At 62.9% G+C, this 4424-nt stretch carries 6 protein-coding genes; 1 reads left to right on the top strand and 5 read right to left on the bottom strand.

Annotated elements, in window-relative coordinates:
• From BR31_RS30835 to BR31_RS31320, 5 genes are all read right to left on the bottom strand, one after another.
• On the bottom strand, positions 1–2331 hold a 2331-nt coding region (locus BR31_RS30835), incomplete at its 3' end, for a phage tail tape measure protein (protein ID WP_197023709.1).
• Complete coding sequence (locus BR31_RS0124950) at positions 2328–2765, bottom strand: hypothetical protein (RefSeq protein WP_156042630.1); 438 nt, start codon at positions 2763–2765, stop codon at positions 2328–2330. The genes BR31_RS0124950 and BR31_RS30835, both read right to left, overlap by 4 nt.
• 148 nt (positions 2766–2913) lie before the next feature.
• The gene (locus tag BR31_RS31325; protein WP_081830674.1) at positions 2914–3447 is read right to left on the bottom strand and encodes a DnaB-like helicase N-terminal domain-containing protein; all 534 of its coding nucleotides are present in this window, start codon (positions 3445–3447) and stop codon (positions 2914–2916) included.
• Entirely contained in the window at positions 3444–3737 is a 294-nt protein-coding gene (locus BR31_RS0124945) for a hypothetical protein (protein ID WP_027503337.1), read from the bottom strand. The genes BR31_RS31325 and BR31_RS0124945 overlap by 4 nt, the downstream gene beginning before the upstream one ends.
• A 101-nt stretch (positions 3738–3838) precedes the next feature.
• Entirely contained in the window at positions 3839–4027 is a 189-nt protein-coding gene (locus tag BR31_RS31320) for a helix-turn-helix transcriptional regulator (protein ID WP_027503336.1), read from the bottom strand.
• A 139-nt stretch (positions 4028–4166) separates the two neighbouring features.
• Here BR31_RS31320 and BR31_RS30095 point away from each other — a divergent pair.
• Positions 4167–4424: helix-turn-helix domain-containing protein (locus tag BR31_RS30095; protein WP_027503335.1), on the top strand; the 258-nt coding region annotated here is incomplete at its 3' end.

Below are 4424 nucleotides of genomic sequence, written 5' to 3'. Positions count from 1 at the left end.
CCGGTCCGCGACCTCTTGCAGGATGTGCTCAGAGCGCGGGCGCTTGCTGACCGAGAGCGGAATGAACGCCTCACCGCCCGTCTCCGGCTCTGCCCACTGGATGTAGTTGGCTCGGGGCGACTGGATGAGGGCTTCGTCAGGGAGCTTCCCGTTGGCGAAGCTGCCGGCCATGATCGACCCCTCAGCCTGAGGCCGTGCACCGCCGTAGGGCAGCATCGGGTTCGAGGCCTGACCACTCACACCCGGCGCAGGAGTCGCACCATTGACGACGTCAAGGGATTCGACACCGACCGCACGAACGTTGACGAAGATCGTGCGTTCTCGATTGATCAAGTCGCCGATCTTCGTCTCGGCGTCCTCCGTCTTCGCGGTGACCAGGATGCCGTTCGGGGTGTGCGTGACCTCCATCCCGAGATCTTTGAGTCGCTGGATCGCCTCGGGACTGTTGTCCGAAATCAGGATGGACTTGTCATTCGGGATACCGGTGATCACAGCGTCACCCAAGGCCCGCATCATGACCTCGGAGTTCTGTGCAGCTTCACCCGCGGAGCGAACGTCCTCACGCATCGCCTGCAGCTTCGGACGACCGGCGTCGATGGTGTCGGCCATGCCGCGGAGGCTGTCCGCTGCGCCCAGGCCCTTCTCTCGGAAGTTGTCCAAGGCAGAGGCGACGCCTTCGAAGACCTCCGCATCGTCCTGCATGCCGGGGATGATGGACATGACCTTCGCGAGCCCACCGGACAAGGTGCCAAGGCCCTCGATCATCCCGCCCAAGGCAGTGGAGAACCCGCCAGTCAAACCGGCGAGCGCCCGAAGAGTGCCGGAGGTAAACCCGATGATCGCATCGAGCGTGACGAACCCGGCATCAGCAAGGTCAGTGAAGAACCCCATGAGCTCCGGCTTGTGCTCGGAGACACCGGTTGCGAGATCGGCAAGGACTGGCCCGAAAACCCCAGCGAGACCGACCTTGATTTCGTCCGCCGACGCAAGAATGGTCCGCTTGGCGGAGTCGAACGACGAGGCAGTGTTGGACGACATGATGTCGCCGGCCTTCTTCGCCTCGCCCGCGACATTGCCGAACTGCTTGGCGGCCGTATCGAGATTCAAGGCGAACGCAGCGCCCTGAATGTCCTCGAACTTCGTCCCAAACAAGGCGAGGGCAGCGGCGTTCCGCTCGGTCGGGTCCTTGATCGATTGAAGGCCACGCAGCGCATCCGCCATCGCATCGCGCGACGCCCGACCACCTTCGTTCATCGCCTTCGACCAGGCATCGGTATCAAGCTTGAGGAACTTGAACCCATCGGCCGCCGCCGCGGTGCCATCAGTGGCGCGGAGCTTGAACTCCTTCAGCGCGTCGATGACGACGTCGGTGTCCCGGGCACCGTTCTTGACGCCCTGCGCGACAAGCGCCCACCCCTCTGATCCCTCGAGTCCGAGCGCACGCAGTTGGGTGGAGTACTCATCGAAGGAGTCGAGTAGATCCTCGGACACATTGAGCGAGTTGCGTTGCGCAGATGCGAGGAAATCGAATGCTTCGGCGCCGTCTTTCGCGAGACCGTTTTTGATTGCCTGACCCGCTGACCGAGCAACTGCGGGCACGTCCTCGCCCATGAGTTCGGCGACGATGTTCAGTTGTTCGATCGTCTGCTTGAAGGTGTTGGTGTCCTCTTCGCCGGTGAGGACACCAGACTGGATTGCAGCGCGTGCGGCATCCATGTTGGCGGTGACGGATTCGCCCCAGCCGTTGGTGTAGGCGGCGCCGGCTGCGCGGCCGATGTCCTGGGCGGCCTTCTCGCTGATGCCGAGCTTCGCTTGGATTAGGTCCTGCGCCTTCTCTCGCTCCATGCCGTCAGAGATGGCCTTCATCAGAACCGCACCAGCAAGAAGGCCAACGGCGGTGACCCCCACGAGGCTGGCAGCGATGGGGCCGCCCTTGCCACCAAGGTCGCCAATCTTGCTGGAGAAGCCAGACAGGAAGTTGCCACCAGCGCCAGCGCCGGCGTTCTCCGACGCCTTCCCAGCCAGCCCCGAGAGCTTCGATGCCGCGCCCTGGGCGGCCTGGGTGATCCTGCCGACGTCATCGGCGGACCGCTTCGCGGACTGTCCGAGCTTGTCGACGTCGGATGCGCCGCGGCCCAGCTTCCCGACATCACGGCCCGCGTCCGCGACACTACGTCCGAGCTTGTCAGCACTGCGAGAGGCTCCGACGATGTTGGCGTCGATGTCCTGCATTGCCTTCCGAGTGAGCTGCTTGCCGTCGTTGAGTCCTTTGACAAGACCCGAGTCGTCGACAGTCAGATACGCAACGAGTTTTCCCACGTCAAGACTCATTCGCGGTCACCTCCTTGAGGGTTGTCCGCGAGTTCGCGGAGGGTTGTTAGCCGATCGCTGAGCAGGTTCCGCAGCGTCGCGATGGCATGGACCAGCACCGCAGCGTTCTCCTGGATCTGCTCGCCGGGGCCACCAAGCAGCACCCCTGTCGCGACGGCCTGTGTCGGCTTGTCGAGGGCGTCGTCGACACAGGCGAGCAGCCGCTCAACCTCATCAGCCGTGAAGCGGAACAGGCTGCGACTCACGTGATCCGGGTGAGTAAGTGGCGAGGACATCGAGAACGTTTCGGCGAGGTAGAAGGCTGTCGTCTTCGCTTCCTCGGCCGACATCGTGTCGAGCATCGCCCTTGCGCCATCGGCATCGTCCTGGCCGATAGCGGTCACCAATGCCTGAGCGTCGTAGTGGCCTGGATGGGCAGGCGGAAGGCTTGTCATGCAGCCCTCCTCGACTCGAGACCTCGATGTGCGGGGCAGCGCTGCGACTTGTGCCGCGTCAACTGCGCACAACGCGAGCCGTTGACGCCGATGCAGCGCCGACTGGGCGCCTTCCGCTTGTCTCGAACGATTGCGAAGTGGGTGGTGGTCATGAAGCCTCCTGGGCTACTGAGCTGGGAATGGTGGGTGACTCGCCTCTCAGTCGTGCGAGGCGCTCGGAGTGGCTGCGGCACTGTTTGCCCGCTAGAACGAGGTAAGGCAGTAGCTCCGTCTCGGGCTGTGTCTCGGCGAAACCAGCCAGACCGGCAGCAAGAGCGCGGTAGCGGCGCCGGTACGCCTCAGCCACAACCGCGCTGGCGTACTCGAGCAACGCCAGGTCCGATGCGCCTGACGTGACCGCGTCCATCAGTCGCTTGGACCGCTTCGCCGCACGGTCGGCCGTGACTCCACCGAGCCGGCGTAATTCCGCCTCGATGGTCACGGCGTCACATGGACGACCTGCCGCGTGAAGAGTCCGGGCGGTTCCGAGAATCTCGCGGATTGCCCAATCTTCAATGTCGTCATCGTCAACCGAATTAAGCACTGCTGCAACGGGTTTCGGAGATGAAATGAGCAGTGCCCCAAGGAAGAGCATTTCTGTTTGCGATGGCTGGCCAACGGCGCCGAGGGCGTCAGTGCTCACGCCACCTCCAACGGTGCCGTGCAGTCCAACGTGGGAGCCGTCATTGCGTTTGCAGCAGCAGGGGGGCCGGCTGCAATCGCATCGAACGCCGCGGCGATACCGGCGAGCAGATCGGGCACATCCTCGGCCAATACGCCCCGACCGCAGATGACGACTAGTCGGCTGACCGTTCCGTCTTCATTTGCGGCAACCTGCGCCTCGATGCTCACCGTGCCGTCATCGGCGGGTATCTCGGCTACATCGCGGACGAAGTTGATCACGCTCGCAACTGGTGCGGTAGTCTCGTTCATAGCGAATCTCGTTTCAGTGATGTGGACGGATTCCGGGCCTCGGCGCAAAGGTGTTGGAGCACCTGCCGAGGCTTCTTTCATTTCTCGGGTTGCGGCTTCGATCACGCAGCACTTCCACCACCGCGGCGGCTAGCAGACTCCTGTGCTGCGCACCACGCTTCGACCTCACTCCGGCGATACATGACCCGGCGGCCGAGCTTGAATGACGCGGGGCCCACGTTGGTCATCCGCCAGTACCGCAGCGTGTTCACCGAAATGCGCCTCTCGCGCGCCACATCGTCTGTCGTCATGAACTCCGACGTGGTCGCCTCATTTGCGGTCGACATCATCTTCACCCTTCCTGCGTCTTATGCAGTTGCGATCTGCAGCTGACGCAGATCAGAGTGCCATCACTTGTTCTGCGCGTCAAGCAGTGACAGACTGCGTCATATGCAGATCGCCAGAACCAACGCAATAGTCGGTGCACGAATCGCGGAACTGCGCGCAATTGCAGAGATGTCGCAGGCACAGCTCGCCCAGAAGCTGGCCAGCAAACTCGCGAAAGACAGCATCGACCCCACGACGATCACGCGACTTGAGCGCGGTTCACGACCGATCACAGTGGTCGAACTTGTCGCGCTCGCAGAGATTTTCGGGTTGCCGACCGAATCGCTCATACCCAAGACGCGAATCGTCGAACAGCACCTC

It is taken from the genome of Rhodococcus sp. UNC363MFTsu5.1 (genome assembly GCF_000686785.1).
Taxonomy (GTDB): Bacteria; Actinomycetota; Actinomycetes; order Mycobacteriales; family Mycobacteriaceae; genus Rhodococcus_G; species Rhodococcus_G maanshanensis.
The sequence above is the reverse complement of the archived record's forward strand: the minus strand, read 5'-3'. Positions and strand labels throughout refer to the sequence as shown.

Bases quoted from the DNA above. Each gene is read 5' to 3' on its own strand.
- BR31_RS31320 (WP_027503336.1), bottom strand. From the start codon at position 4,027: ATGACGACAGACGATGTGGCGCGCGAGAGGCGCATTTCGGTGAACACG.
- BR31_RS0124945 (WP_027503337.1), bottom strand. From the start codon at position 3,737: ATGAACGAGACTACCGCACCAGTTGCGAGCGTGATCAACTTCGTCCGC.
- BR31_RS0124950 (WP_156042630.1), bottom strand. From the start codon at position 2,765: ATGACAAGCCTTCCGCCTGCCCATCCAGGCCACTACGACGCTCAGGCA.